Below are 24,670 nucleotides of genomic sequence, written 5' to 3' on the forward strand. Positions count from 1 at the left end.
TAGGTGGCAGATGCGCTAGAGCGCCAGTTCCTCCGCGGTCTCCTCCTTCACGCGCCGGCGGGTGTAGCGCACGAGCGCGAGGGAGGTCAGCAGCAACAGCGCCGCGGCGACGATCAGCGCGAGGGAGATCCCGCGCTGGAAGAAGATCAGGGGGTTCCCGCCGCTCATGGAGAGCGACTGGATCAGGTACTTCTCGAGGAGCGGGCCCAGGATGAAAGCCAGGAGCATGGGGGCGAGCGGCCACTGGTGCCTCCGAAGAAAGAAACCGATCGCGCCGCACACGAAGCTCACCCCCACGTCGAACATGCTGTTCCGCACCGAGTAGGCGCCGATAAATGCCAACAATAGAATCACGGGCCCCAGGATGCCGTACGGGATCCGCGTGAGCCACACCCACATGCCGATCAGGGGGAGGTTGAGGATCAGCAGGATCACGTTCCCGACGTAGAGGCTCGCGATGACGGTCCAGACGAACTCCGGGTTCTTCTGGAAAAGGAGCGGCCCCGGCTGGAGGCCGTACACGAGGAGCCCGCCGAGCAGAACGGCCAACGGCGCCGAGGCGGGGATGCCCAAGGCCAGAAGGGGGATGAAGCCGGCCGAGGAGGTTGCGTTGTTGGCCGACTCGGGCGAGGCCACGCCCTCGATGGCGCCCTTGCCGAAGCGCTCGGGATGCTTCGAGAGCTTCTTCTCGACGTCGTAGGCCATGAAGACGGTTACGCCGGGGGCGCAACCGGGCAGGAGCCCCAAGAAGAAGCCGATGCCCGTCCCTCTCAGGATCGCGGGAAAGGCCTCCCGGAGGTCGGCGAGGCGCGGGAAGACATTCCGGATCTTTTGCGTGATGGCCACGCGCTCCTCCTCGAGTCCGATGAAGACCTCGGAGATGGCGTAGAGGCCAACGATGAGGGCGATCAGGTCCACGCCGCCCATGAGCGGCCCCCAGTTGAAGGTGAAGCGCGGCTCCGCCGTGGACGGCCCCAGCCCGATCAGCGAGATGAAGTAGCCGAGGAACGCCATGGCGAAGCCCTTGACGAGCGAGCCGCCCGAGAGCGAGGCGATGACCGTGAAGGCGAGAACCATGAGGCCGAAGTACTCGGGCGGGCCGAACCTGAGCGCCTGATCCGCGAGGAACGGCGCGAAGAAGGTGAGCGCGACCACCCCCAGGGTGCCCGCGAAGAAGGAACCGATGGCGGAGATCCCGAGTGCGACCCCCCCGCGCCCCTGCTGGGCCATTGGGTAGCCGTCGAGGCAGGTCGGGACCGACGCCACCTCGCCCGGGATGTTGAGGAGAATGGCGGTCGTGGAACCGCCGTACATGGCGCCGTAGTAGATTCCCGCGAGCATGATGATGGCGGGAGCGGGCGCGAGGACGGTGGTCAGCGGGAAGAGGATCGCGATCGCCGCCGTCGGGCCGAGCCCCGGCAGAACGCCGACCAGCGTGCCCAGGAGCGAGCCAAGGGCGGCCATCATCAGATTCGTGGGAGACAGCGCCGCTCCGAACCCGCTCGCGAGGTGGCCCAGGACGTCCATCAGAGTCCCAGTAGGCCCGTCGGGAGAGGCTGGAGAAGCCACACCCGGAACAGGAGGTAGAGCAGGCCGGTCGTCGCGCCCCCGAGCAGGAGTGCCTGCGGCCAGCGGTAGCCGCCCATCGCGCGGAAGAGCCCCGTGGAGACGAGGGCTGTGCTCCCCGTGTAGCCGAGGTAGGGAACGATGACCCAGTAGGCCGCGAGGACGCCCGCCCCCAGGATCATTCGCATACGCGGCTCCCCGGACGGCCGGGCGACTTTCACCCGGGGGGGCTTCGCAACGAAGAGGATGCTCGCCCCAAGGAGGACCAGCGCCGCCCCGACGATAAACGGGAAGGTGTCGTCCCCCACGACGGCGCCGGCTACCATCTGGGTCCTGAGGGCGTGGAGCCGCCATCCCTCCCACAGGGAAAGGATCCCCAGGAGGACAAGCATCCCTCCCACCACCCTGCCTTCCCGGCCGCGCCTGGGTTCAGGCATGACTTGCACAGTCCCTTTCACTCAGATGGTTCATTCAGATGCCCAGGGCCTCGGCCGTGAGCTTTCTCAGTTCCTTCCTCATCGCCTCGCGCACCTTCGCGCAAGCGGGATCGAAAGCGAGGTTCTGGAGCTCATAGGGGTCCTTCTCCAAGTCGTACATCTCGGCCATGCCTTGGTGCTGGGTCCAGTGGATGTACTTCCAGCGCTCGGTGCGCACCGCCTTGTAGCCCATGCCGACGATCCACGGCCAGGCGCCCTCGCTCCAGTACTCGCACAGGAAGGACCGGCGCCATTTCTTCGTCCTGCCTTTCATCAGCGGCACCAGCGAGCGGCCCTGAATGGTGTCGCCGGGCTTGCCGCCGGCGAGCTCGATCAGCGTCGGCGCGATGTCGATCGTCAGGATCATCTGGCCGAGCTTCGTGCCCGCAACGATCCGCTTCGGATAGCGCGCGTAGAACGCGGTGCGGATGCCCTCCTCGTAGGCGAAGCGGCGCTCAATCGTGATCCCGTGCTCGCCGAAGAAAAAGCCGTTGTCGCCGAGGAAGACGATGCAGGTGTTGTCGAGCTGCCTGGTCTGCTCGAGCGCCTCGAGCAGCACGCCCACGCCCTCGTCCACCGAGGCCATCATCGCGGCGCGCTTCCGTATCTCCTCCTGCGTGCCGCCGTCCATCGCGGCGAGGATGTCGCGCGATACCGGGTCCGCGCGCATCTCGAACATCATCTTCAGCGCCGGCTTGTCCTTCGCCACCTGCTCGAGCGGCAGCATGTTCGGCCGGCTCGGATAGGTCATGCCCTTGTAGAGGTCCCTGTGGCGCTCTGGCAGGGTGTAGCCGCCGATGCTGCTCGCGTCGATGCTGCCGCTCGCATTCTGCGCGAGGTCCGGGTGCACCGCCTTGTGCGCGAAGAACAGCGCGAACGGCTGTTTCCTTTTCCTTTTCACGAACTCGACCGCGCGCGCATTCAGGATATCGGTCATGTAGCCCTCGACCTGGTGCTCGCCGCCGTTCTCCCAGAGGATCGGGTCGACGAGCTTACCCTGCCCCTTGAAGCTCACCCAGTGGTCGTACCCGGGCCGCGGGCTCGAGTCGTTGCCCATGTGCCATTTGCCGACGTGCGCCGTTTCATAGCCGAGCGCCTGCAATGCGATGTGGTAGTTGTCCAGACGATAGCTCGCGACGTCGCGCCCGACGTTGTCGATGATGCCGTGGCGCGAGGCGTACTGGCCGGTCAGGATCGACGCGCGGTTCGGCGAGCACAGCGGCGTGGGGTGGAACGCGTTTTCGAACATCGCACCCTCGTGCGCGAGGCGGTCGATGTGCGGCGTTTTCATGTACGGATGGCCCGAGGCGCTGGTTTCGTCGAAGCGCAGGTCGTCGATCAGGATCACAATCAGATTGGGTTTCTTGGCCATAGTGGTCTCTTTCCTGGTGGGAACAGCAGTCCGGCGGCCGCGATCATCGCGCCGATCCTGCCAGATCGCGTGGGACAGGTCAAACCGGAGGCCGAGAGGGCTGGCTCCTGGGCCCGGTCTGGGCTACTCTCTGAGCCCCATGGCAGACGCCAAAGCGACGGCCCCCGCGGCACCCCGGTGGCCCGGCGAGACCCGGGCCGCCTGCGCCTTCACCTTCGACATGGACGCCGAGACGCTGTGGATGGCGCGGGACATCCACGAGCCCGTCGCGCTGTCGCAGGGGCGCTTCGGCCCCATCGAAGCGCTGCCGAGCATCCTGGCGCTGCTGGAGAAGGCCGACGTCCGCGCGTCCTTCTTCATCCCCGCGTGGGTCGCGTCGCACTATGCGGACGCCGTCCGCGCCATCGCGGCGGCGGGGCATGAGATCGGCTGCCACGGTGACGAGCACGAGCGCGTCTCCGAGCTCGAGCCCAAGCAGGAAGAGGCGATTCTCAAGAAGAGCATCGAGACGCTGACGCCCTTCGCGGGGCGCCGTCCGCTCGGCTGGCGCGCGCCGTCTTGGCAGCTCTCCGCGAAGTCGCTCGATCTCGTCGCCAAGCACGGCTTCGAGTACTCCTCGAACATGATGGACCGGCTGGTGCCGTACCTGCACCCGGAGGCCCACGGCCGCGCGCTGGTCGAGATCCCCGTGTCGTGGGTGCTGGACGACGCGCCGTTTTTCATGTTCACGGGCCAGCGGAGCATCCAGGCGCCGGGGCCGGTGCTCCAGGGATGGATCACGGAGTTCGACGGCATCACCGAAGCGCACGGCGTCACCAACTTCACCTTCCACCCGCAGATCATCGGCAGGCCATCGCGCCTGGCGTGCCTGCGGGAGCTGCTCGATCATGTGAAACACACGCCGCGCGTCTGGACCGCGCCGCTCGGCGAGATCGCCGCTCACTGGCGGACCACCAAGCAGCCCTGAGGAGACCCCTGCCATGATGGCGAAGCTCGACCGCGCCACGCCCGCTTCCCTCGACCTCGACCCGAAAGCGCTCGATCGCCTGCTCGAGACCGTGACGCGCCATATCGCCGAAGGGCGCTACCCGGGCGCGCAGATCGCGATGGCCCGCCGGGGTAAGCTGGCCCTGTTCGAGACCATCGGCGACGCCCGCATCGATCCCGCGCGGGCTACGGCGTCGGAGGACACGCTCTGGCTCCTGTACTCGAACACCAAGGTCGTGACGGCCTGCGCCGTCTGGCTCCTGGTCGAGCGCGGGGCGCTCTCGTTCACCGACCGCGTGGCCGAGCACCTGCCGGGCTTCGAGCAGAATGGCAAGGGCGACATCACCGTGATCCAGCTCCTGACGCACCAGGGCGGCTTCCCGAATGCGCAGGTACCCAAGACCGTGTGGGAGGATCACGACCTCCTGCGGAAGACCGTCTGCGCCTTCACGCTCGAATGGACGCCGGGCTCGCGCGTGCACTACCACAGCATGGCGGCCCACTGGACGGCGGCGGCGATGATCGAAGCGCTGACCAAGACCGACTACCGCGACTTCATCCGCGCCAACGTCATCGAGCCGCTGGGGCTTGGCAACGAGCTCTTCGTCGGCCTGCCGGATGCGGAAGCCGGCCGCGCCGTGGACATGCACGAGCCCGCGGCGGATGGCGGCCGGCAGGTCCGCCGCGCGGATGAGAACAATCCCGAGTTCCGCCGCGCGGGCGCGCCGAGCAGCGGCGGCTACGCGACGGCGCGCGCCATGGTGACCTTCTACCAGATGATGGCCCGCGGTGGAGAGGTCAACGGCGTGCGGCTCCTCTCGCCGCGCATGGTCGAGTACGTCACGCGAAACTTCACGGGAGACCGCGTGGACGGCTATATAAACATGCCCATGCACCGGGGCCTCGGCCCCCACTCGCGCGGGACGACGGAGACCATCCGCGGGCTGGGCTCGCTGGCCTCGCCGCGTGCCTTCGGCCACGGTGGAGTCGGCTCGTCGTATTGCTGGGCCGATCCCGAGTCGGGCGTCTCGTTCGCCTACCTGACCAATAGCCGCGTGCCGGATCCCTGGCACAGCCAGCGGATGGACGTCGTGTCGAACCTCGCCCACTCGGCGATCCGGTAAGCCATGGTGAGACGCTCCGTGCTCGTCACCGGGATGAGCGGCCTGATCGGCCGCGCGCTCCGGAAACAGTTGGGAGGCCGCTTCGACCTGCGCGCGCTGAATCGCGGCGCAGTCGATGGTGTCCCCTGCCACCGGGCGGACATCGCGGACCTCGAGGCGATCGCGCCCGCGTTCGAGGGCGTGGACACCGTCGTGCATCTCGCGGCGGATGCCACGAGCCCGAACCCGCCGTGGGACAGCATCCTGCACAACAACGTCACCGGCACCTACAACGTCTACGAAGCCGCGCGGCGTGCCAAGGTCAAGCGCGTGGTCTTCGCGTCGAGCGGCGCAACGGTCAGTGGCATCGAGAAGGACAAGCCGTACAGCGATCTGGTGGCGGGCCGTTACGACGGCCTGACTTCGTGGCCGATGCTGACGCATCTCTCGCCCGTCAGGCCCGCCGCGCTCTATGGCGTCAGCAAGGTCTGGGGCGAGGCGCTCGGCCGCCAGTTCGCCGACACCCACGGGCTGTCGATCATCTGCGTGCGCATCGGGCGCGTGCACGCCGAGGACAGGCCGGCATCGCCGCGCGACTTCTCGGTCTGGTGCAGCCAGCGCGACATCGTGCGCCTCATCGAGCGGTGCGTCGAGGCGTCGGAAGCGCTCCGCTACGACATCTTCTTCGGCACCTCTCGCAACAAGTGGGGCTATCGCGACCTCGAGCACCCGCGTGCCGTCCTGGGCTGGGAGCCCGTGGACGCGGCCGAGACGTATCGCTGACCCCCCTGCTCCGCACCTATCCTTTAATAAGGAGACCCGACCGATGGCCATCCAGACCCGCTACCTCTTCACCGCAGCCATGGACGTCGAACCCGCGCAGGAGAAGCTCTTCAACGAGGTCTACGACACCGAGCACGTGCCCCTGCTGCTGAAGGTGCCGGGCGTGATCGCGGTCGCGCGGCTCAAGAAGACCACGCTGACCATGATCATCGGCGGGGAGAAGAAGACCATCGTCGCGGAGAACGAGCCGACGTACTCCGCGACCTACGAGATCGAGAGCCCCGACGTGCTGACGAGCCCCGGGTGGGGCGCCGCGGTGGACCAGGGGCGCTGGCCCGGGCAGGTGCGCCCCTTCACCAAGAACCGCCGCCACGTCCTCTACCAGCGCATCCTGCCGTAGCCCGTGGCCGCCCAGTACCAGCGCGGCCTCGCGCGGCGCGCGGCCAACGGGCTCGTTCGCATGCTGGTGCGGCTGGGACTCGGCCCCGCGCGCACGTATCTCTTGACCGTCACGGGGCGGCGGAGCGGCGTGCCCCGCTCCACGCCCGTGACGCTCGTGGAGGAAGGCGGGCGGCGCTGGCTCGTCTCGCCGTACGGCGAGGTCGCCTGGGTGCGAAACCTGCGCGCGACTGGACGGGCTACCCTCTCGCACTGCGGGCGCACCGAGGCGGTCGCGGTGCGTGAGATCAAGCCCGAGGAGGCCGCTGCCGTGCTCAAGTGGTACGTGACGCGCGTGCCGATCACCCGCCCGTATTTCGACGTGAGGCCGGAGTCCGACCTTGACGCCTTCCGCGCCGAGGCGCCGCGGCACCCGGTCTTCGCCATCGTGGGCTGACCCGTGCGACTGATCCCCGTGGGCCTCGGAGTCATCACGGTCCTTCAGACAGTCGCCGCCACTGCGGCCTATCCCGTTCTAACCTTGGCCGTCAGCCTCGCGGTCAGCGTTCTCGGCAACATGGTCAGCACCGATACCGGAGCGCGGACGGTCTTCTTCCTCTTCGGCCTGCCCACGGCCTTCGGCGTCCTGATACTAGCGGCCGTCTTCATGGCGGTGCCGCTCGGCGTGTGTGTCGCGGGCGCGATCGTCGTGGGGCGGCTGGGGCGCCGCCGTGACGCGACGGCCTCGATGGTTCAGCTGCTGAAGTTCGGCGCGGCGGTGGTCATCATCAACGTGGCGGTCCTGCTCGTCGGCGTCGTGTTCTGGCCCATCTGGTTCTACAGCGAGAAGCTGGCCACGCTCATCTCGCTCCGGCCGCTCGTCCTCTCCTTCGCCCTAAACGCCGTCCTCGACGCCGCCCTCGCAGGCACCGTGCTCCGCTCCCAGCTCACGACGCGATAGACGCACAGGCGAGATGAACGAGAAAAGGCGGTACATCCTCCGACGGAGGAAGCAGGACGGGCAGGATGAGTACGTACCTGTCACAAACTTTACTGTGCAGATTTACCGATGCGGCCTCAGGGCGGGCGACCGTCTCAGACTCAAGAGGTCGCTGGCCGGGCTTGATGAAGCGGGAGTTCCCACCGGCTTGACTCATGAGGCCGGCCAACTCTGGACCGCTCTGACGGGCGCTCCGGAGGATCCAGAAACGCTGTGGCTACAGCAGCCTGATGGCGAGTTGCACAGCTGGTCAGACGACAGATCGATCTTCGAGTACTTCGAGAAGATGGAGAGGGCGGCGCCCTAGTCCGGATTATTCACGAACAGAGCGCCACCCTCACCCGACCCTCTCCCTCTCCGAGGGAGAGGGAGCCGTTTCGATACCCTCGCCCCCGGAGAGGGCAGGGTGAGGGGGAGCCGAGGACGCGCAACACGTGCCCGTCGATAATTCAGGCTAGGAGAGCGCCCTCAGGACGCGATAGGCGGCTTCTTGTCGAACCAGGGGTGCGCTTTCTCGAGCTGGGCGCCCAGCGAGAGGATGGTGCCCTCCTCGCCGTAGCGCCCTGCCAGCTGGACCGCGATGGGGAAGCCCGAGGCCGTGCGGCCGAGCGGGAGCATCAGCGCCGGCTGGCCGGTGAGATTGAACCAGACGGTGAAGGGCGAGAAGGTGAAGACGCGGCGCCAGTACTCGTCCACGTCCTCCAGCATCATGTCGATCCAGCCGAGCTTGGGCGGCAGCGTGCCGAGGCCCGGCGTCAGCAGTACGTCGTAGCCCGCGTGGAAGGCCGCCATCTGCCTGCCGAGGCGGTGCATCGTCTGCGTCGCGCGCACGTAGTCGGCGGCGGCGATCTTCTCGCCCTTCTGCGCCGTGCCCCACGTGACGTTCTCGACCTCGCCCTTGCGCGCCGGGCGCCCCGCCGTCGGGTGGCTCGCGAGGTTCACCACCATGTTGGCGGCGGCCAGCGTGAGGAAGGTCGGCACGACATCCGCGCGGTCGATCTCCGGATCGGCCTCTTGGACCTTGTGGCCCAGGTCCTTGCAGAGGACGACCGTCTCGGCGAGGGCTTTCAGATACTCGGTATCGACGGGAGCGCCGTTCGGCGCCGCGGTCGTGTAGGCGATGCGTAACGGCCTGCGCTCGGCCTGGACGTCGGCGAGGAAGGACCGCGGCGGAGGCGGCGCGACGTAGGGATCGCCGGGGCCCGCGCCGGCGGTGGCGTCGAGGAGCGCCGCGGTGTCGCGCACCGTAAGCGTCAGCGCGTGCTCGGTCGAGCAGCCGCCGAGCCCCTCGCCCGTATACGGCGCCAGCGTATTGCGCCCGCGTGTGGGCTTCAGCCCGACGATGCCGCAGCAGGCCGCGGGGACGCGGATCGAGCCGAAGCCGTCCGAGCCGTGCGCCATCGGCAGCATGCGCGCGCCGACCGACGCCGCCGCGCCGCCGCTCGAGCCGCCAGAGATACGCGTGAGATCCCACGGGCTCTTGGTCGGGCCGTAAAGCTGCGGTTCGCAGGTCAGCGAGAGCCCGAGCTCGCAGGTATTGGTGCGGCCGAAGATGACGAGGCCCGCCCACTTGAGCCGCTTCACGTGCTCGCTGTCGGCCGTGGGCGGCGGCGCGTCGGCGAAGAACTTCGAGCCGCGCGTCATCTTGACGCCCGCCAGCGAAGCCGTCAGGTCCTTGAGGAGAAATGGCACGCCCGTGAACGGGCCGTCGGGCAGGCCGTCGGCGATGGTCTTGCGGCCGTAGTCGTAGAGCTTCATGGTCACGGCGTTGACCGCGCCGTTGCGCGCCTCGACGCGCTCGATGGCGGCCTCGAGCAGCTCGGTGGGCGAGACCTTGCCGCGCTTGACCTGATCCGCCAGGCCGAGGGCGTCGTACTGCTCGAAGTCCGCGAAGGCCTTCACGCCTACGCCTTGCGGAGAGCGGGAGCGACTTTCTCTATGAACGTGTCGAGCGGCTTGAGCTGGTCCTTCCCGAGGAACATGGTCGGGATGAAGAGCAGGCCGACGCCGGACTCGCGGAGCTTGCCGAGCTTGTCCTGGATCTGGGCGACGCTGCCCGCGAGCAGGGTGTCCTTGGCCGACTCCTCGTCGCGTGCCATGCGCTTCATGAAAATCTGCTGGATCTTGTCGATCTCGGCGCGGTCTTCGCTGAGCACCGGCACCATGACGGCCGAGCGCAGGATGGTCTTGGGATCGCGCCCGATGGCCGCGCAGTACCCGTCGAGGATCTTTCCCTTCGTCGCGAGGGTCTCCGGGCCGCCCCAGACGTTCCAGTGGTCGGCCCAGCGCGCGACGATCTTGAGCGTGACCTTCTCGCCGCCGCCGCCGATCATCAGCTCGGGGCGCGGCTTCTGGACCGGCTTGGGCATAAGTGGCGCGTCGTCGAGCTGGTAGTACTTGCCCTTGAAGGTCGAGCGCTCCTGGGTCCAGAGCATGTTCAAGACCTGGCAGGCCTCGTCGAGGCGCTGGAGCCGCTCGCCCACCGTGTAGAACGGCATGCCGTAGGCCGTGTGCTCGTTCTCCTGCCAGCCGGCGCCCATGCCGCAGATGAGACGGCCGCCCGAGATGATGTCCACGTTGGCGGCCATCTTGGCGAGCACCGCGGGATGGCGGTAGGTATTGCCCGAGACGATGGTCCCGACCCGCATCCGCTTGGTGAGCGCGGCCAATGCGGTGAGCGTCGTCCAGCTCTCGAGCATGTCGCCGACCCGGTCGGGGGTGTTCGGCATGAAGTGGTCGGTAACGCATGCCGCGTCCCAGCCCGTCTGCTCCGCGTGGCGCCAGAGCGCGACGACGTCGTTCCAAGTGGTATTGCCCATGCTGGAGAAAATGGCGAAGCGCATGCTGGCTCCTTACGGAAGGGTTTCCTGCTTGACCTTTCGCGCCTGCTTCTCGCGGAAGGCGTGGAGCTTCTTCCTGAGCTTAGGCCGGTGGTTGGCGAGGATGGCCGCGGCGAAGAGCGCCGCGTTGATGGCGCCCGCCTTGCCGATGGCCATCGTGCCCACGGGAATGCCGCCGGGCATCTGCACCGTGGACAGGAGGGAGTCGATGCCCTTGAGCGCCCGGCTCTCGATGGGCACGCCCAAGACGGGCAGGACGGTGTGGGCCGCCACGACGCCCGCCAGGTGCGCGGCTCCGCCGGCCGCCGCGATGATGACCTCAATGCCGCGGGCCTCGGCCTTGGCGGCGTACTCGGCGGTCAAGCCGGGGGTGCGGTGGGCGGACATGACCTTGCACTCGTGCGGCACGCCGAGCTGCGCCAGCAGCAGGTCGGTGTGGCGCATGGTCTCCCAGTCGGATTTGCTGCCCATGATGACGGCGACGAGAGGCGGATTGGCGTGAGGCATACGCTGGAGACCGAACGATGCCGCAGGCTATGCGGTTAGTCAAGCGGTTTCGGGGATAATAGGGCTCCGTGGCTCAAGAACCCATCGACACCCTCGTGATTCACCCAGGCGCGCTCGGCGACGTCCTCCAGGCCGTGCCGGCGCTCGAAGCGCTCGGGCGCCTCGGCCACCGGCTGACCTTCGCGGGCCAGCCGCGGCTGGGCGAGCTGCTCCAGGGCTCGGGCCTCGTGCTCGCGGCGACATCGTTCGACACCTTCGGCCTCGAAGCGCTCTTCGCCGACGTGCAGGTGCCGGACCGTCTCGCGTCGAGGCTTGGGCACTTCCGGCGCGTCGTCTCGTGGTTCGGCGCCCGCGAGCCCGGCTACGCAGGGCGGCTCGGCGCGCTCGTCCCCGACGTGATCGTGGCGCCGCCGGTGCCCGACGACGACTCTCCGCTGACCGTCTGGGAGCACCTCGTCGCGACGCTCCACCCGTGGGGCGTGGCGCGTCCTGCCGAGCTCCATGCGCTCGCGACCACCGAACGCTGGCGCATCGCCGCGCGAACCGCGCTCATGGTGCTTGGCGTGGACGAAGGCCGCCCGCTCCTCATCGCGCACCCAGGCGCCGGCGCGCGCTGGAAGCAGGCTCCGGCCGCGCGCTTCGCCCAGGCGCTCGAGCGCATGGTGGCAGGCGCCGGCTTCGAGGTCGTGGTGCACCAGGGTCCGGCCGACGGCCCCGCGGTGGACGCGCTCGTCACCACACTCGGCATCCCCGCGCATCGCTACCTCGAGCCGTCGCTGACGGAGCTGGCGGGCGCGCTGGCGCTGGCCCAGGCCTATTTCGGCAGCGACTCGGGCGTGAGCCACCTGGCCGCATGCGTGGGGACACCGAGCGTCATCCTCTATCCGCCCGAGACGCTCAGGCAGTGGGCCCCGTGGGCGCCCACCGCCGTGGCGCTGGGCGTCGGATCCGAAGGAGACCTGCCATGACGGGCGACATGGAGCTGCGCGCGCGGAGGCGGCGCCGGTGGGGCGAGGTCTCCGCCGATCCCGACGACCGGCGGTTCCTCGCGGGCCCCCAGTCGCGGCTCCGCGAGCTCCTGTGGGCGCTCAGGATCTTCGTCGAGTTCATCCGTGGCTTCAGGGCGCTGCACTTCATCGGGCCCTGCGTCACCGTCTTCGGTTCGGCCCGTTTCCCGGAGCAGCACAAGTACTACGAGATGGCGCGCCGGGTCGGGGCCCAGCTGGCACGGGACGGCTTCACCGTCATGACGGGTGGCGGCCCCGGGATCATGGAGGCGGCGAACCGCGGGGCCAAGGAGGCGGGCGGCCGCTCCATCGGGTGCAACATCGAGCTGCCCCAGGAACAAAAGCCCAATACCTACCTCGATCGGTGGGTGACGTTTCGCCACTTCTTCGTCCGCAAGGTGATGCTCGTCAAGTACTCCTACGCATTCATCGCTATGCCCGGAGGCTTCGGGACTCTCGACGAGGTAACCGAGGCGGCGACGCTCGTCCAGACCCACAAGATCGCCGGCTTCCCGATCGTGCTCATGGGCGTCGAATTCTGGAAGCCGCTGCTGGACTTCATGCGCGCCTCGCTGGTCAAGGAAGGCACGATCGACCCCGTGGACGTGGACGAGTTCTTCGTGACCGACTCGCCGGAGGATGCGGCGGCCCACGTCCGCAACATCGGCCTGCAGCGCTTCGGGCTCACCTACGGGCCGAGGATGAAGCGCCGCTGGTTCCTCGGCGAGTAAGGCGGTAGAATCACGCACGGGAGGATCCGGGCCATGGCACACGCGAAAGTCAACGAGCTCCGCGGCCGCAGCGACAAGGCTTGGGCGCAGCTGAGATCGCAGCTCCAGGGCATGGAGCCGCACCTCGACAAGAGCGACGCCCCGGGACAGTGGACCACCCGCGAGGTCCTCTGCCACATGCTCTTCGAGCCCGGCTGGAAGCCCGTGCCGGTGCTCAAATCCTTCGCCCACCAGAACCTGCCCGTGATCGACATCAAGCCGAGCGAGACCGACGTCAGCAGCGAGCGCAAGGCCATGACCCTCAAGCAGTACATGGACGCCCTCGACGCCCAGCGGCGCGAGGTGATGGCCTATCTCGACGGGCTCAGCGAGGCAGAGCTCAGCCGCAAGTCGCGCATCCCGCTCTTCAAGGAGATCATGGGCACCGACGAGGTCGACATCCCGACCTACGTCGGCGCGCTCTTCGAGTACCACTGGAACGACCACGCGGGGCAAATCGCCAAGATCCGCAAGGCGGCAGGCCTGCCCGACGCGAAGTAAAAGCGAGAACGGGGCGGGACGGCTCGTCGCCGCCCCACCCCGTGGTTGTGGAAGGACCGGGTTAGGCTTCGACGAACGCTCTAAGCATCCAGGCCATCTTCTCGTGCTTCTCCATCAGGCCCGTGAGGAAGTCGCTGGTGCCGGCGTCGCTGAACTTGTCCATGGCGGTCGCGAGATCCCCACGCAGCGTCCGGATCACGTCCTCGTGGTTCGCCAGCAGGGCGGACAGCATGCCCGTGGCGTCCGGGTGCTGCCCAGGGTGCTCCTTGAGACGCGTGGCCTTGGTGAACTCGGTCAGCGTGCCGGGTGACTTGGCGCCAAGCTGACGGATGCGCTCGGCGACCTCGTCCACGAAACCGTCGAGCTCCTCGTACTGCGCCTCGAAGAACTTGTGCAGGTCGTTGAACTGCGGGCCCACCACGTTCCAGTGGTAGTTGCGGGTCTTGGTGTACAGCAGGTATTCGTCAGCCAGGAGTGGCGCCAAGAGCTTGATGACGCCGTCCCGGTTCGCGTCTGGGATACCAATATTGGGCTTCATGGGTAAGAACTCCTTTCTGCTTGTTTAGATGCCGCGGCGCGCCCGATGGTCGCAGGCCCTTACGCCAGGATTTCGCTGATCTGCATCTGCGGGGTCAGGTTGGTGAAGTTGGGCACGTCGCCCATGAGCTCCTTGCCGTGGGCCTTCATGCCCTTCTGGAAGTCGTCGAGGGAGTTCCAGTAGAGGTGGCCGGTACACACCTAGGGCGCAGCCTGCCCCGACGCACCTCCCGCGAGCCCCTTGTCCACCTCGGTGCGCACGAGACCGAGGGAGCCCAGGCGCTCGCGCACGAGTGCCATGTGCTTCTTGGCGTAGTAGTCGAGGTCGAACTTGCCCCCGTTCTTGCCGGCGTACATCACGGAAACGCGGAACATGGGCCTGCCTCCTTTAATACCGTGGGTATGGAGTCATTGTACCCACGGGGGGAAGGCTCTGCCAGCCGATGACCTGGAAGCCCCTCTCGTGGAGGCAGCGGCGGAGGACCCCCGGAATTTGTTCAGGGCTCGCGCCGGTAATACCAGCGGTGGAGCCGGGCCGGCGCAACCCCGGCCATATAGAAGAAGCGGAGCGCCCACATGAGGAGGATAGTCCGGAGCGCGCCCTCCCGCTCCCACTTCCGGGCCGACGTCGTCACGGCCATCCGCAGGGCGGCCATCTGCCCACGACGCTTGAGGCGTCGGCAGAGCTCGACGTCTTCCATCAGCGGCATGTCCGGATAGCCGCCCAAGGCTTCAAAGGGCTCCCGGCAGACGAAGATGGCCTGATCGCCCGTCGAGATGCCGCTCCAGCGGGAGCGCTGGTTCATGAACCAGGCGATCATCCGGAACACGGGCCGCGGGTTGTCGAAGCGGACGTCGAAGCGCCCCGCGACGACGCCGGGATCTCTGGCCGCGGCTTCCACGGCGGCGAGCGCGCCGTCGGGCAGGAGCGTGTCGGCGTGGAGGAAGAGCAGGACGTCGCCGCGCGCCGCGCGCGCTCCCGCGTTCATCTGGCGCGCGCGCCCGCGGGGGCTCGCGAGCAGCCGGACTTGCGGGGAGCGCGCCGCGATGGCGGCCGTCGCGTCCGTGCTGCCGCCATCCACCAGGACGACCTCGGCGCCGGGGAAGCGCGCCACGAGATCGGGCAGCAGGCGTTCGAGGTTGGGCGCCTCGTCGAGGGCGGGGATGACGATGCTGATCAGAAGGCGCGCCGGCGCCGGAGCCTCACGAGCTCCGCGCAGTATCGTTGAGGCTCCAGTCGTAGTCGAGGTACGACAGCCCCACGTCGGTCAGCGCGCCGAAACGGGCGGCGACGTCCGGGCTCGACTTGGCGCGGATGAAGGCCGCCACGCCTCCCGAAGCCGCGAAGTCTCCGGCGAACCACTTGAAGATGGACGACGCGCGAGCCGTCTTGCCGTCGGCGCCGGGCTTTAGACCCTTGGTCGCGTTCGACAGGAACGCGGCCGCCTGCTGGTCGAGCTGGGTGTCGAGCCGCGTCGCGTCGAAGGGCTCAGCTCGGAGATCGGGGCACGACAGCGACGCGCAGACGATGGCGAAGTGCACGCGCGGCTCCCTGAACGCCTTGCGCAGGATGCCGTGCTCGATGTCATCGAGGGCATACGGCACGCCGCCGACCGTGGCGACCTTCTTCTTCCAGATGGGTGACAGCAGGCTGCCGCCATCCCTGATGCTCTTCGTCGGGTACTGGTCGAGCACGGCCTTGATCGCGGCGAGGTTGTAGGCGTTGACCCAAAAGGCGATGCGCTCGGCATCACTCGTAAGAGCGTCCGGCCGAGACTCGGCCAGCGCATTGAGCGCCTGGGCGTACGCGGGATCGGCCTTGACGGCCCGGTAGTCCACGAGCGCGAGCTTGATGCCGCTTGCCGTCCCCGGCCTGACATGCGCCTTCAGCAGCCGTGCGTAGGCGTCGTCACCCGCGGCGTCAGCGGGCAGCGCGACGCCAAGGAGCGCCGCGATGACCGCGGCCTTCAAGAGATCGCCCGCCAGCTTGCTCCGGCGCTGGAGCCAGCGCGGGATCAGCGAGATGAGCACCAGCAGCACGCCCGCGATCGCCAGGTAGGCCAGCGTCCGCCTGACGTCGCCGCGCCCGTCGCTGAGCGCGCCGCCAGCGAAGGTGAAGGCCGCGGTGCCCGGCAGGATGCAGATGGACGAGGTGATGAGGTAGGGCCAGAAGCCGATGCGCGTGATGCCGTAGGCATAGTTCTGGAGGTTGAACGGGAAGATCGGGACGAGCCGCGTCAGCATCACGATGCGCCAGCCGTGCTTGGCCGCCTGCCCGTCTACCTTGGCGATGCGCGGGCTCGCCTGGACCCAGCGCTCCACCGTGCTGCGCACGGCATACCGCGCAACGAGGAAGGCCAGCCCCGCGCCGATCGTGGCCCCGATCCAGACGTAGAGCGTGCCCCACAGCGGCCCGAAGGCGACGCCGCCCAGCACCGTGATGGGCAGTCCGGGCACGAAGAAGACCGTGGCGAGGATGTACCCCACGACGTAAATGGCGGGCGCCAGCGCGCCGTAGCCCTCGATCCACAGCTTGAGCCTGGCGACGTTCTCGAGGCGGATCAGGTCACCCAGTCCGAGCGAGCGCGCCGCGACGATGCCGGCCGCGACGAGCAGCAGAGCGATAACCGGACGGACCCAGCCGCGCCTCATCGTGACCACCTCAGCCACGCGGCGAAGAGCCGCTTGACCTTGGGCGTGAGCCGCGTGCGGTTGAACATGTCGCCGACCTGGCGGATGGCCTCGGCCTGCGTCGGGTACGGGTGGATGACGGAGGCGAGGCGCCCGAGCCCGACGCCGGCCGTCATGGCGAGGGTCAGCTCGTTGATCATCTCGCCCGCGTGCCGGGCCACGATGGTGGCGCCGACGATCTTGTCGCCGCCCTTGCGCACGTGCACCTTCACGAAGCCGTCTTCCTCGCCGTCGGCGACGGCGCGATCCACCTCGGAGAACGGCCGGAGGTACGTGTCGATTGGAATGCCGCGCTTCTCCGCGTCGCGCTCGTACAGACCGACGTGGGCGATCTCCGGATCCGTGTAGGTGCACCGCGGGATGGTCAGCGCCGACAGCGTCTTGCGCCCGAGGAAGAGCGCGTTCTGGATCACGACCCGCGCCGCGAAGTCGGCGGCGTGGGTGAACTTCTCGCTCATGCAGATGTCGCCCGCGGCATAGATCCGCGGGTTCGAGGTCTGCAGGCGGTCGTTGACCGTGACGCCGGCCTTCCGGTCGTAGGCGACGCCCACGGTCTCGAGGCCGAGGCCGTCCACGTTGGGCACGCGGCCGGCGCCCACCAGGATCTCGTCGACCACGACCCGCAGGGGCCCGCGCGGCGTCTCGCAGTGAAGCACTTTGCCGTCGGCGCTCGGCTCGACGCGCGTGAGCCTGGCGTCGAGGGCGAGGTGGATGCCCTCGTCGACGAAGGCGCGCTGGACGATCCCGGCCGCGTCCGCGTCCTCCCGGTTCAGGATGTGGCCACCGGTGTGAAGCAGCGTTACTTCGGAGCCCAGGCGCCTGAAGGCCTGCGCCAGCTCGCAGCCGATGGGACCGGCGCCGATGACGGCCAAGCGTCGCGGGCGCTCCGTCAGCTCGAACACGGTCTCGTTGGTGAGGAAACCCGCCTCGGCGAGCCCGGGGACCATCGGGTGGCGCGCGCGGGCACCCGTCGCGATGACGGCCTTCTTGAATCGGAGAGCCGTGCCGTTGACCTCGACGATGTCGGGCCCCGTGAAGCGCCCGTCGCCGAGGAAGACGTCCACGCCGAGCCCGTTGAAGCGCTCGGCGGAGTCGTGGCGGCTGATCCGCGCGCGGATGCCGCGCATGCGCTCCATCACCGCGCCGAAGTCTGGCTCGACGGCTCCGTTTACCCTTACGCCGAGCGCCCCGGCCGCGCGGATATCACCGACCACCCGCGATGAACGGATGACGCACTTCGAGGGCACGCAGCCGACGTTGAGACAGTCGCCGCCCAGGAGGTGCCGCTCGATGAGCGCCACGCGCGCGCCGAGGCCGGCCGCGCCCGCCGCCGTCACCAGCCCGGCGGTGCCGCCGCCGATGACGACCAGGTTGTAGCGCGGCGCCGGGTTGGGCTGGCGCCAGTCGGGCGGGTGGACATTCGCCACCAGTAGGGCGTTGTGGGCATCGTTGGGAAGCACATCCACTACCATCTGCAGAGCCGCGTCAGAACTTGCCGCGCGAGCGTTCTCTGGATGGGAGGTTCTCGAGGCAGGTGGTCCACCAGCCGGTACGCACGGTCTCGGCGAACTCGGGCGGCAGCCCCTCCTGCTCCATCTGGCAGGCCAGCGTCTCGAAGTCGTAGTGCACGGGGATGAACTCGACCGAGAGGTCGGGCCCGGCGGTCAGCACCGTGTACCAGACGTTGCTCGAGCCGTCGTTCTCCGGTCGCCCGATCACGCCCACGTTGACGGCGTGCCTCCCGTCGGGCAGCGGCCGGTGCCACTTGATCCCCGTGTGCGTGCAGGCGAGCACGTCGGCCTCCGCCTGTCCCAGGAGGCGCTTGAGGAGCCCCGTCGGCGTCGCCGACTCCCAGAGGAACTCGTTGATGACCCTCGGAGACCCGTGGCACATGAGCACCCGGTGGTTGCCCAGGCGGATCCGGCGGCCTCCCGGCAGCGCGCCGAGCCACGCCTTGTTTTCGGTCGAGGTGTTGGCGAACGTGTACTCGTAGCTGATGCGCGCGAAGTGATTGTCGCGCGGGTCGGTATAACCGCAGCCGCAGTCGGTCTTGCCCTGCGCCAGCGACTCGTCGTAGTTGCCCTGGATCGCGAGGACATCGTGGGCCTTCAAGAGAGGGAACACGCGGTCGGGATGAGGCCCGAAACCGCCCATGTCTCCGAGGCAGAACACCGCTTCGACGTCGCGCCGTCTCGCGTCTTCGAGCGTCGCGTGGAGAGCCAGCGCGTTGTTGTACACGCCGCCGAAGAGCGCCACGCGCCGGTACTCGGCTATCCGTTCTTGCACGTCATCCCCGTCTCGTGACAGGTGACACAGGAAGGATGGTAGAGGGGGGCGTCGCGGAACGAGGCTTCGAGGCCGCCGTCCGAGAGCTTCGCGCCTGGCAGACCCGCCAGGATGGGGCAGGCGTAGACGCCGCCATCGGCGACGACGCGGGACTCCGAGCACTGGAGCGTCCCGCGGTCGAAGCCCTCGAGGTCGTCCTCGGTGAGGCGGCGCCCGCCGCCGCGGCTCGAGCGCCCGAGAGCGAAGACCGGCATGATCTTCACGCGCGGCTTCTCGATGCCGAGGCCCGCGAGGAACCCGCGGAAGCGCTCGTACATCCCCCGCCCGCCCGCGTGCTCGTGGCTCGTGATCTCGGTCGCGGTCACGATGGGCAGGAGCCCGCGCTCGTGCAGGAGCTGGATGGCGCGCACGGCCTTGTCGAAAACGCCGGCTCCGCGGACCCTGTCGTTCTTCTCCGGGTCGGTGTCGTCGAGGCTCACGCGGATCTCGAGCGAGTAGGCGGCGCCCCGGGCCAGCGCGGCGAGCTGGTCGGCCATGGCGTCGTCGATGAGCGTGCCGTTGGTGAGGACCGTCGTCGGCGCCACCGCGAGCGCGTCGGCCAGGAGCGCCAGAAACTCGCCGTGGAGGAACGGCTCGCCGCCCGTGAAGTAGATCTCCTTGACGCCGAGCTCGTCGGCCTCCCGTATGGCCTCGCGCGCGACCTCGGGCGCGATGGGCTTGAGCCAAGGGTCGTCGGGGCCGGAGGCGTTGATGCAGTGGGTGCACTCGAGGTTGCACCAGGTGCCCGTGATCTGGATCCAGAGCGCCGAGAGGCGGAGGAAGGGCACGACCGGCGCGTGACCGGCGCCGGGCTCACTGCTCAGCAAGGGCAAGCTCATTCGGCTCGACATAGGCGCTCTCGTCACGCTCCCGGCTGTAGTGTACGGGCGGGTCCGGCCGGATTGTCACAACCCCGTGAAATCAGGGGAAGATGCTCTCGGGCATGAAGGCGGAGACGATCCAGTTGGGCGCGTCCACGATCTCGCTGATCTTGAGATCGGCCGCCACGCTGCACACGATGTAGGCCTCCTCCCTGGAGAAACCGCGCTCCCTCACCAGGTGGTCGATCATGTGGCGGGTGGCCCGCTGCGCGGCCGCGAAGAGATCGGGTCCGTGGGCCGTCGTCGCGAACCAGGGCGCGGTGTTGGTCCCCGCGGCGAGCGGGCGGGTCGTGCGGAGCTGGGGCTCCTCGAGGCGGCGGCCCTTCTCGAGGCCGAAGCGGAGCGTTGCCTGCGCGCGCATCTCGACGGCGGTGACGCACACCTCGCCGTCGCCCTGCGCGGCATGCCCGTCGCCCACGCTGAAGAGCGCGCCCGGCACCCACACCGGCAGGTAGAGCGTCGCACCGCGCGTGAGCTGCTTGATGTCCATGTTGCCGCCGTTCTTCCTGGGCGGCATGGTGCTGTGCCCACCGGGCTCGTCGAGCGCCGTGCCCATGACGCCGGGGAACGCCTCGATGGGCACGGCGACGCGGCGGTCCATGCGCGCGTGCGTGCCATCGGAGAGATCCCAGATCTGGAGAAACGGCTTCGAGAAATCCGACTCGGGCAGGAGCCCGCGCCCGGGACGGATCGCCGTCCAGCCGAAGTCGGCGGCGGGCTTCACGTCGAGGATCTCGACCACGAGCACGTCGCCGGGCGCGGCGCCCTTGACGCGCACGGGGCCCGTCAAAGGATGTCCGCGGAAGGGCCCGCGGTTGAGCACGTCGGCGTGGCTGGACGCCCGCGAGTAGAAGCCGTCGGCGGCGTCTCGCGTCTGGAAGACCACCGTGTCGCCGGGCTCGATCTCGAGCCGGGGCGCGATGGCGTTGTTCCACTCGTAATGCACCTGCCCCGCGTCGAGCTCGGGCATACTGGCGCCTGATGGCATGGGTCTGCTACCTCCTCGAGTGCGCCGACGGCACGCTGTACACCGGTATCTCGAACGACCTGCCCCGCCGCCTCGGCCAGCACGCCCGCGGGGTCGCGTCGAAGTATACACGGAGCCGGCTGCCCGTCAGGCTGAGGTGGTGCCAGCGGCATCGGGACCGCTCCGCCGCCCTCCGGCGCGAGGCCGCGATCAAGCGGCTGCCGCGCGCCCGCAAGCTGGCCCTTGCCCGCCGGGGGGCGCCGCGGCGATTGCTCCGCGGACAGCGCTGGTGTAGACTCCCGCGCATGGCAAAGAAGAAGACCGCTCCGAGGAAGGCCGCGAAGAAGCCCGTAGCGAAGAAGCCGGCAGCGAAGAAGGCGTCGGCCCGGAAGCCGGCGGCGAAGGCCTCGTCTCGCAAGGTCGCCGCCTACACACCGAAGCCCGTGGCCGGCATCGGCTGGGCGCCCTTCCGCTACCCCGTGCCGCTCATCTAGCGAGCCCGGCTTCTCGCCCCGGCACCGTATCGCGGGGTATGCTGTGCGCCTATGACCGCGCGCGCATGCCGCCTCGTCGTGCTCGCCTGCGCTCTCGCGACGGTGTCAGGCTGCTCCACGCTCGAGCGGACCCGGGGCGACTGGTGGCAGCTCTCACGCGAGCCGTCGGGCCAGGCGCCCGATCCGGCCACCACGCCCGAGGCGGTGGTGCAGGTCTACGCCGCGCGCACCGTCGGCTTGCGCGGCCTCCTGGCCGTGCACACGTGGATCGCCGTCAAGCAGAGCGGCGCCTCTTCCTACACCCGCTACGAAGTGATGGGCTGGGGCGTGGACCGCGGCGCGCCGGCCCTGCGCGTCAACCGCACCGGACCGGACAACCACTGGTTCGGCAGCCGGCCCGATCTCCTGGTGGATCTCCGCGGCCCCGACGTGGACGCGGTCATCGAGAAGGTCCAGGCCGCGGTTGCCGCCTATCCCTACGGCGCGTCGTACCGAACCTGGCCAGGCCCCAACAGCAACACCTTCACCGCCTTCGTCGCGCGCGGGGTGCCGGAGCTCCGGCTGAACCTGCCGCCGACGGCCATCGGCAAGGACTATCTTCCAGACGGCGCGCCCATCGGCGTGGCTCCGAGCGGCACGGGCCTCCAGCTCTCGGCGCTGGGCCTGCTGGGCGTCATGGCCGCCTGGGACGAAGGGCTCGAGGTCAACGTGCTCGGTCTCATCTTCGGCCTCGACCTGAAGCGTCCCGCGGTGAAGCTTCCCGCCGTCGGCCGAGTGGGCGTGCCCTAGCCGCCTGCCGGACGGCGGCGGAAGAAGTTGACGCCCTTCGTGGTCATGACGATCTCGCCGTGCTGGTTCACCACCTCCATCAGCGAGCGGACGATGCCGCGGTCGGGCTTGCTGCGCGACGCCGCGGTCTCCAGCACGGTGAGTCGCACGGTGAGCGTGTCGCCGGGGCGCACGGGCTTGAGCCAGCGCAGCTCGTCGATCCCGGGCGAACCCAGGCTCGCCGTGTCCTTGAGGTAGCCGTCGTAGAAAATGCGCATCAGCACGCTGCCGGTCAGCCAGCCGCTGGCGATGAGCCCGCCCCAGATGCTCGCCTCGGCCGCCTTCTCGTCGGTGTGGAACGGCTGCGGGTCGAACTCGCGGGCGAATGCGACCATGCGGTCCTTCTCCATGGTCCGACTGCCGAGCTCGACAACCTCGCCTTCCTTGATGTCATCCCAGTAGCGCACGGATCGTCTCCTCCTCGTGGTTGCGGGCCCCGTCTCCGGCCGCCCGGCTCCCGTATCTTACACGCGCGGAGGCGCGACGCTGATAGAATGCCGCCATGTACAGCGGGCTGGCGCGGAACTGGAAGGCCCTGGCGGCTCGGGGCGTCCTGGCTATCCTCTTCGGGCTCTTCGCGCTGACACGGCCCGGCATCGCGCTGCCCACCCTCGTGTTGGGGTTCGGCGTGGCCGTGCTCCTGAGCGGCATCCTCGCCATCGTCGCCGGCGTGCGGTCCGAGGAAAACCGGGAGCGCTCCTGGCCGCTCACCACCGAGGGTGTGATCGCCGTCGCCGTCGGGCTCCTCGCCCTGCTGCGCCCCGACGCGGCCGCCCGCTTATGGCTCTTCGTCGTGAGCGGCTTCGCCTTCGCGAGTGGCATCCTCCACATCTTCGCCGCCATACGGCTCCGCCGCGACATCCGGGACGAGCGCGTGCTGGTCGTCAACGGCGCGCTGACGGCGGCCTTCGGCGTGCTGATGGTCCTGCTGCCGTGGGCGGGGCTCCTGGCGCTGGGCTGGCTGGTGGGCGCGTACTCGCTCTGCTTCGGAGTGCTGCTGGTCGCCGTGGCCCTGAGACTCCGGACCCAGTGGCACGCACAGCACCCGAAAACGCACCGCGCCTGACCCGCAGAACCTAGTTAATTCGCTTCTCGCGGCCCTTCCACTCTTTGTCGCGCAGGACGAACTTCTGGACCTTGCCGGTCGAGGTCTTCGGTAGGTCCCCGAACTCGATCGCCGCCGGCGCCTTGAAGTGCGCAATGTGCTGCTTGCAGAACTCGATGATGTCCTTCTCGGTCGCCTGCTGGCCCGGCTTGAGCGTGACGAAAGCCTTGGGCCGCTCGCCCCACTTCTCGTCCGGCACGGCGACGACGGCGCACTCCATCACGGCCGGGTGCTTGGCCACGCACTGCTCCACCTCGATGGTCGAGATGTTCTCACCGCCCGAGATGATGATGTCCTTCTTCCGGTCGCGCAGCTCGATGTAGCCGTCGGGGTGCCAGACCCCGATGTCGCCCGAGTGGAACCAGCCGCCGCGGAAGGCCTCCGCCGTCGCCTCCGGCTGCTCGAAGTAGCCCTTGGCGCAGTTGTTGCCGACCATGACGACTTCGCCCAGCGTCTCGCCGTCCCGCGGCACGTCGTTCATCTCCTCGTCCACCACGCGGACCAGGTCGAAGATCGCGTAGCCCTGCCCCTGCCGCGCGGCCAGCGCCGCCTGCTTCTCGGCGGGCAGGCTGTCCCACTCCTTGTGCCAGGCGCAGACCGTGTGCGGGCCGTACGTCTCGGTCAGGCCGTAGACGTGCACCGGGCGGAAGTTCAGCTCCTTCAACTTGCCCAGGAGCGTCGGCGAGGGCGGCGCGCCGGCGACGGTGACCGTGACCGGACGCGCGAGTCGGTGGGCCTTGAGGTCGTTGACCACGCCGATCTGGACCGTGGGCGCGCCGCAGTAGTGCGTGATGCCCTCGGACTCGAGCAGCTCCCAGATGCGCGTGGACTCGACGCGTCTCAAGCAGACGTGCGTTCCCGCGACCGCCGTCACCGCCCACGTGAAGCACCAGCCGTTGCAGTGAAACATGGGGAGCGTCCAGAGGTACTTCGTCTCGAAGTTCATCCCCGTCTCGACGATCTCGCCCATCGCGTTGACCCAGGCGCCGCGGTGCGAGTACATGACGCCCTTCGGGCGGCCCGTCGTGCCCGAGGTGTAGTTGATCGAGATCATCTCCTCCTCGTCCTCGAGGACCGGCTCGACGGCGCCGGGCGCGCCCGTGGCGAGAAAGTCCTCGTAGGGGTCGCCGGCGGCGCCCGTGTCGTCCACGCGGACCACTTTAAGGCCGGAGAGATCGAGGTGCTTGATCACGGGCTCGAACTCGGCGTCCACGAACAGGAACTTCGAGCTCGAGTGCTTGAGGATGTAGTCGATCTCGTCGGAGGAGAGCCGGATGTTGATCGCGACCAGGATACCGCCCGCCAGCGGGACCCCATAGTGCGCCTCGAGCATGGCCGGAATGTTCGGACAGATGAACGCGACCCTGTCGTGCCTCTTCATGCCGGCCTTGCGGAGCCCGGACGCCAGGCGGTTCACGCGCTCCGCGAACTGCCGGTACGTGTAGTGCCGGCTGCCGTGGATGACGGCCGTCTTGTCCGGGAAGACGTAGGCGTTGCGCTCGAGAAAGCTCACGGGCGTGAGCTCGGTCCGGTACACATCGCGATGCTTCAT

27 protein-coding genes and 2 pseudogenes are annotated in these 24,670 nt (G+C 68.7%); 13 read left to right on the top strand and 16 right to left on the bottom strand.

The features are described from left to right. Positions 1-15: 15 nt before the first annotated feature. The 3 genes from Q7W02_19910 to Q7W02_19920 form a co-directional block, all read right to left on the bottom strand. Complete coding sequence (locus Q7W02_19910) at positions 16-1,527, bottom strand: tripartite tricarboxylate transporter permease (GenBank protein ID MDO8478416.1); 1,512 nt, start codon at positions 1,525-1,527, stop codon at positions 16-18. Then, a complete protein-coding gene (locus Q7W02_19915) occupies positions 1,527-1,958 on the bottom strand; it encodes a tripartite tricarboxylate transporter TctB family protein (GenBank protein MDO8478417.1) in 432 nt (143 codons plus the stop codon). Before Q7W02_19915 ends, Q7W02_19910 begins: the two co-directional genes overlap by 1 nt. Positions 1,959-2,037: 79 nt before the next feature. Next, positions 2,038-3,414 carry a sulfatase-like hydrolase/transferase gene (locus tag Q7W02_19920; GenBank protein ID MDO8478418.1) on the bottom strand — a complete coding sequence of 459 codons (1,377 nt, stop codon included), beginning with the start codon at positions 3,412-3,414 and terminating at the stop codon, positions 2,038-2,040. A 139-nt stretch (positions 3,415-3,553) separates the two neighbouring features. Between Q7W02_19920 and Q7W02_19925 the strand changes: the two genes are divergently transcribed. From Q7W02_19925 to Q7W02_19955, 7 genes are read left to right on the top strand one after another with little or no spacing between them, the layout of a single operon-like run. After that, on the top strand, positions 3,554-4,381 hold the full coding sequence (locus Q7W02_19925; GenBank protein MDO8478419.1) for a polysaccharide deacetylase: 828 nt from the start codon (positions 3,554-3,556) through the stop codon (positions 4,379-4,381). Positions 4,382-4,394: 13 nt separating this feature from the next. After that, on the top strand, positions 4,395-5,525 hold the full coding sequence (locus Q7W02_19930) for a serine hydrolase domain-containing protein (GenBank protein MDO8478420.1): 1,131 nt from the start codon (positions 4,395-4,397) through the stop codon (positions 5,523-5,525). A 3-nt stretch (positions 5,526-5,528) separates the two neighbouring features. Continuing rightward, a complete protein-coding gene (locus Q7W02_19935) occupies positions 5,529-6,287 on the top strand; it encodes an NAD(P)-dependent oxidoreductase (protein ID MDO8478421.1) in 759 nt (252 codons plus the stop codon). A gap of 43 nt (positions 6,288-6,330) precedes the next feature. Beyond that, entirely contained in the window at positions 6,331-6,687 is a 357-nt protein-coding gene (locus Q7W02_19940; protein MDO8478422.1) for a hypothetical protein, read from the top strand. A 3-nt stretch (positions 6,688-6,690) separates the two neighbouring features. Beyond that, positions 6,691-7,122, top strand: coding sequence for a nitroreductase family deazaflavin-dependent oxidoreductase (locus Q7W02_19945; protein MDO8478423.1), 432 nt, complete (start codon positions 6,691-6,693; stop codon positions 7,120-7,122). Positions 7,123-7,125: 3 nt separating this feature from the next. After that, a complete protein-coding gene (locus Q7W02_19950) occupies positions 7,126-7,626 on the top strand; it encodes a hypothetical protein (GenBank protein MDO8478424.1) in 501 nt (166 codons plus the stop codon). Between the two features lie 13 nt (positions 7,627-7,639). Continuing rightward, on the top strand, positions 7,640-7,972 hold the full coding sequence (locus tag Q7W02_19955; GenBank protein ID MDO8478425.1) for a hypothetical protein: 333 nt from the start codon (positions 7,640-7,642) through the stop codon (positions 7,970-7,972). A 161-nt stretch (positions 7,973-8,133) separates the two neighbouring features. On the opposite strand, the gene Q7W02_19960 is transcribed toward Q7W02_19955, so the two are convergent. Genes Q7W02_19960 through purE form a run of 3 tightly spaced genes read right to left on the bottom strand, consistent with a single transcriptional unit; the run spans position 8,134 to position 11,012 of the window. After that, positions 8,134-9,567 (bottom strand): amidase, encoded by a 1,434-nt coding sequence (locus Q7W02_19960; GenBank protein MDO8478426.1) that lies wholly within the window; start codon positions 9,565-9,567, stop codon positions 8,134-8,136. Between the two features lie 2 nt (positions 9,568-9,569). Further along, entirely contained in the window at positions 9,570-10,508 is a 939-nt protein-coding gene (locus Q7W02_19965) for an LLM class F420-dependent oxidoreductase (GenBank protein MDO8478427.1), read from the bottom strand. A gap of 9 nt (positions 10,509-10,517) precedes the next feature. Further along, a complete protein-coding gene (gene purE / locus Q7W02_19970) occupies positions 10,518-11,012 on the bottom strand; it encodes a 5-(carboxyamino)imidazole ribonucleotide mutase (protein MDO8478428.1) in 495 nt (164 codons plus the stop codon). Between the two features lie 68 nt (positions 11,013-11,080). Here purE and Q7W02_19975 point away from each other — a divergent pair, with 68 nt between their 5' ends. From Q7W02_19975 to Q7W02_19985, 3 genes are read left to right on the top strand one after another with little or no spacing between them, the layout of a single operon-like run. After that, on the top strand, positions 11,081-11,980 hold the full coding sequence (locus Q7W02_19975) for a glycosyltransferase family 9 protein (GenBank protein ID MDO8478429.1): 900 nt from the start codon (positions 11,081-11,083) through the stop codon (positions 11,978-11,980). Further along, positions 11,977-12,750 (top strand): TIGR00730 family Rossman fold protein, encoded by a 774-nt coding sequence (locus Q7W02_19980; GenBank protein ID MDO8478430.1) that lies wholly within the window; start codon positions 11,977-11,979, stop codon positions 12,748-12,750. The genes Q7W02_19975 and Q7W02_19980 overlap by 4 nt, the downstream gene beginning before the upstream one ends. 33 nt (positions 12,751-12,783) lie before the next feature. Beyond that, positions 12,784-13,290, top strand: a complete 507-nt coding sequence (locus Q7W02_19985; GenBank protein ID MDO8478431.1) for a DinB family protein — start codon at positions 12,784-12,786, stop codon at positions 13,288-13,290. Between the two features lie 61 nt (positions 13,291-13,351). Here Q7W02_19985 and Q7W02_19990 read toward each other — a convergent pair whose 3' ends face one another. The 8 genes and pseudogenes from Q7W02_19990 to Q7W02_20025 form a co-directional block, all read right to left on the bottom strand. Next, the gene (locus Q7W02_19990) at positions 13,352-13,828 is read right to left on the bottom strand and encodes a DNA starvation/stationary phase protection protein (GenBank protein MDO8478432.1); all 477 of its coding nucleotides are present in this window, start codon (positions 13,826-13,828) and stop codon (positions 13,352-13,354) included. 59 nt (positions 13,829-13,887) lie between these two features. Next, positions 13,888-14,202 (bottom strand): annotated as a pseudogene (locus Q7W02_19995) (EthD family reductase). Positions 14,203-14,324: 122 nt separating this feature from the next. After that, positions 14,325-14,993: a TIGR04283 family arsenosugar biosynthesis glycosyltransferase gene (locus Q7W02_20000; protein MDO8478433.1), complete on the bottom strand. Its 669-nt coding sequence runs from the start codon at positions 14,991-14,993 to the stop codon at positions 14,325-14,327. A 37-nt stretch (positions 14,994-15,030) separates the two neighbouring features. After that, positions 15,031-16,479 carry a VTT domain-containing protein gene (locus tag Q7W02_20005; protein MDO8478434.1) on the bottom strand — a complete coding sequence of 483 codons (1,449 nt, stop codon included), beginning with the start codon at positions 16,477-16,479 and terminating at the stop codon, positions 15,031-15,033. Beyond that, positions 16,476-17,990 carry a mercuric reductase gene (locus tag Q7W02_20010; GenBank protein MDO8478435.1) on the bottom strand — a complete coding sequence of 505 codons (1,515 nt, stop codon included), beginning with the start codon at positions 17,988-17,990 and terminating at the stop codon, positions 16,476-16,478. The genes Q7W02_20005 and Q7W02_20010 overlap by 4 nt, the downstream gene beginning before the upstream one ends. 13 nt (positions 17,991-18,003) lie before the next feature. Further along, positions 18,004-18,804: a metallophosphoesterase family protein gene (locus Q7W02_20015; GenBank protein ID MDO8478436.1), complete on the bottom strand. Its 801-nt coding sequence runs from the start codon at positions 18,802-18,804 to the stop codon at positions 18,004-18,006. Then, positions 18,789-19,670 (bottom strand): radical SAM protein, encoded by an 882-nt coding sequence (locus Q7W02_20020; protein MDO8478437.1) that lies wholly within the window; start codon positions 19,668-19,670, stop codon positions 18,789-18,791. Before Q7W02_20020 ends, Q7W02_20015 begins: the two co-directional genes overlap by 16 nt. A 94-nt stretch (positions 19,671-19,764) precedes the next feature. Next, positions 19,765-20,712 (bottom strand): acetamidase/formamidase family protein, encoded by a 948-nt coding sequence (locus Q7W02_20025; protein ID MDO8478438.1) that lies wholly within the window; start codon positions 20,710-20,712, stop codon positions 19,765-19,767. Between Q7W02_20025 and Q7W02_20030 the strand changes: the two are divergent. Next, positions 20,706-20,936, top strand: a pseudogene (locus Q7W02_20030) (GIY-YIG nuclease family protein). The gene Q7W02_20025 and the pseudogene Q7W02_20030 overlap by 7 nt on opposite strands. A 300-nt stretch (positions 20,937-21,236) precedes the next feature. After that, entirely contained in the window at positions 21,237-21,974 is a 738-nt protein-coding gene (locus Q7W02_20035; protein MDO8478439.1) for a DUF3750 domain-containing protein, read from the top strand. On the opposite strand, the gene Q7W02_20040 is transcribed toward Q7W02_20035, so the two are convergent. Then, complete coding sequence (locus tag Q7W02_20040) at positions 21,971-22,420, bottom strand: MaoC family dehydratase (protein MDO8478440.1); 450 nt, start codon at positions 22,418-22,420, stop codon at positions 21,971-21,973. The two genes, Q7W02_20035 and Q7W02_20040, sit on opposite strands and share 4 nt — an antisense overlap. Before the next feature lie 95 nt (positions 22,421-22,515). Here Q7W02_20040 and Q7W02_20045 point away from each other — a divergent pair, with 95 nt between their 5' ends. Next, positions 22,516-23,079, top strand: a complete 564-nt coding sequence (locus Q7W02_20045; protein MDO8478441.1) for an HdeD family acid-resistance protein — start codon at positions 22,516-22,518, stop codon at positions 23,077-23,079. Between the two features lie 10 nt (positions 23,080-23,089). Here Q7W02_20045 and Q7W02_20050 read toward each other — a convergent pair whose 3' ends face one another. Then, a complete protein-coding gene (locus Q7W02_20050) occupies positions 23,090-24,670 on the bottom strand; it encodes an acyl--CoA ligase family protein (protein MDO8478442.1) in 1,581 nt (526 codons plus the stop codon).

It is taken from the genome of Candidatus Rokuibacteriota bacterium, assembly GCA_030647435.1.
Classification (GTDB): Bacteria; Methylomirabilota; Methylomirabilia; order Rokubacteriales; family CSP1-6; genus AR37.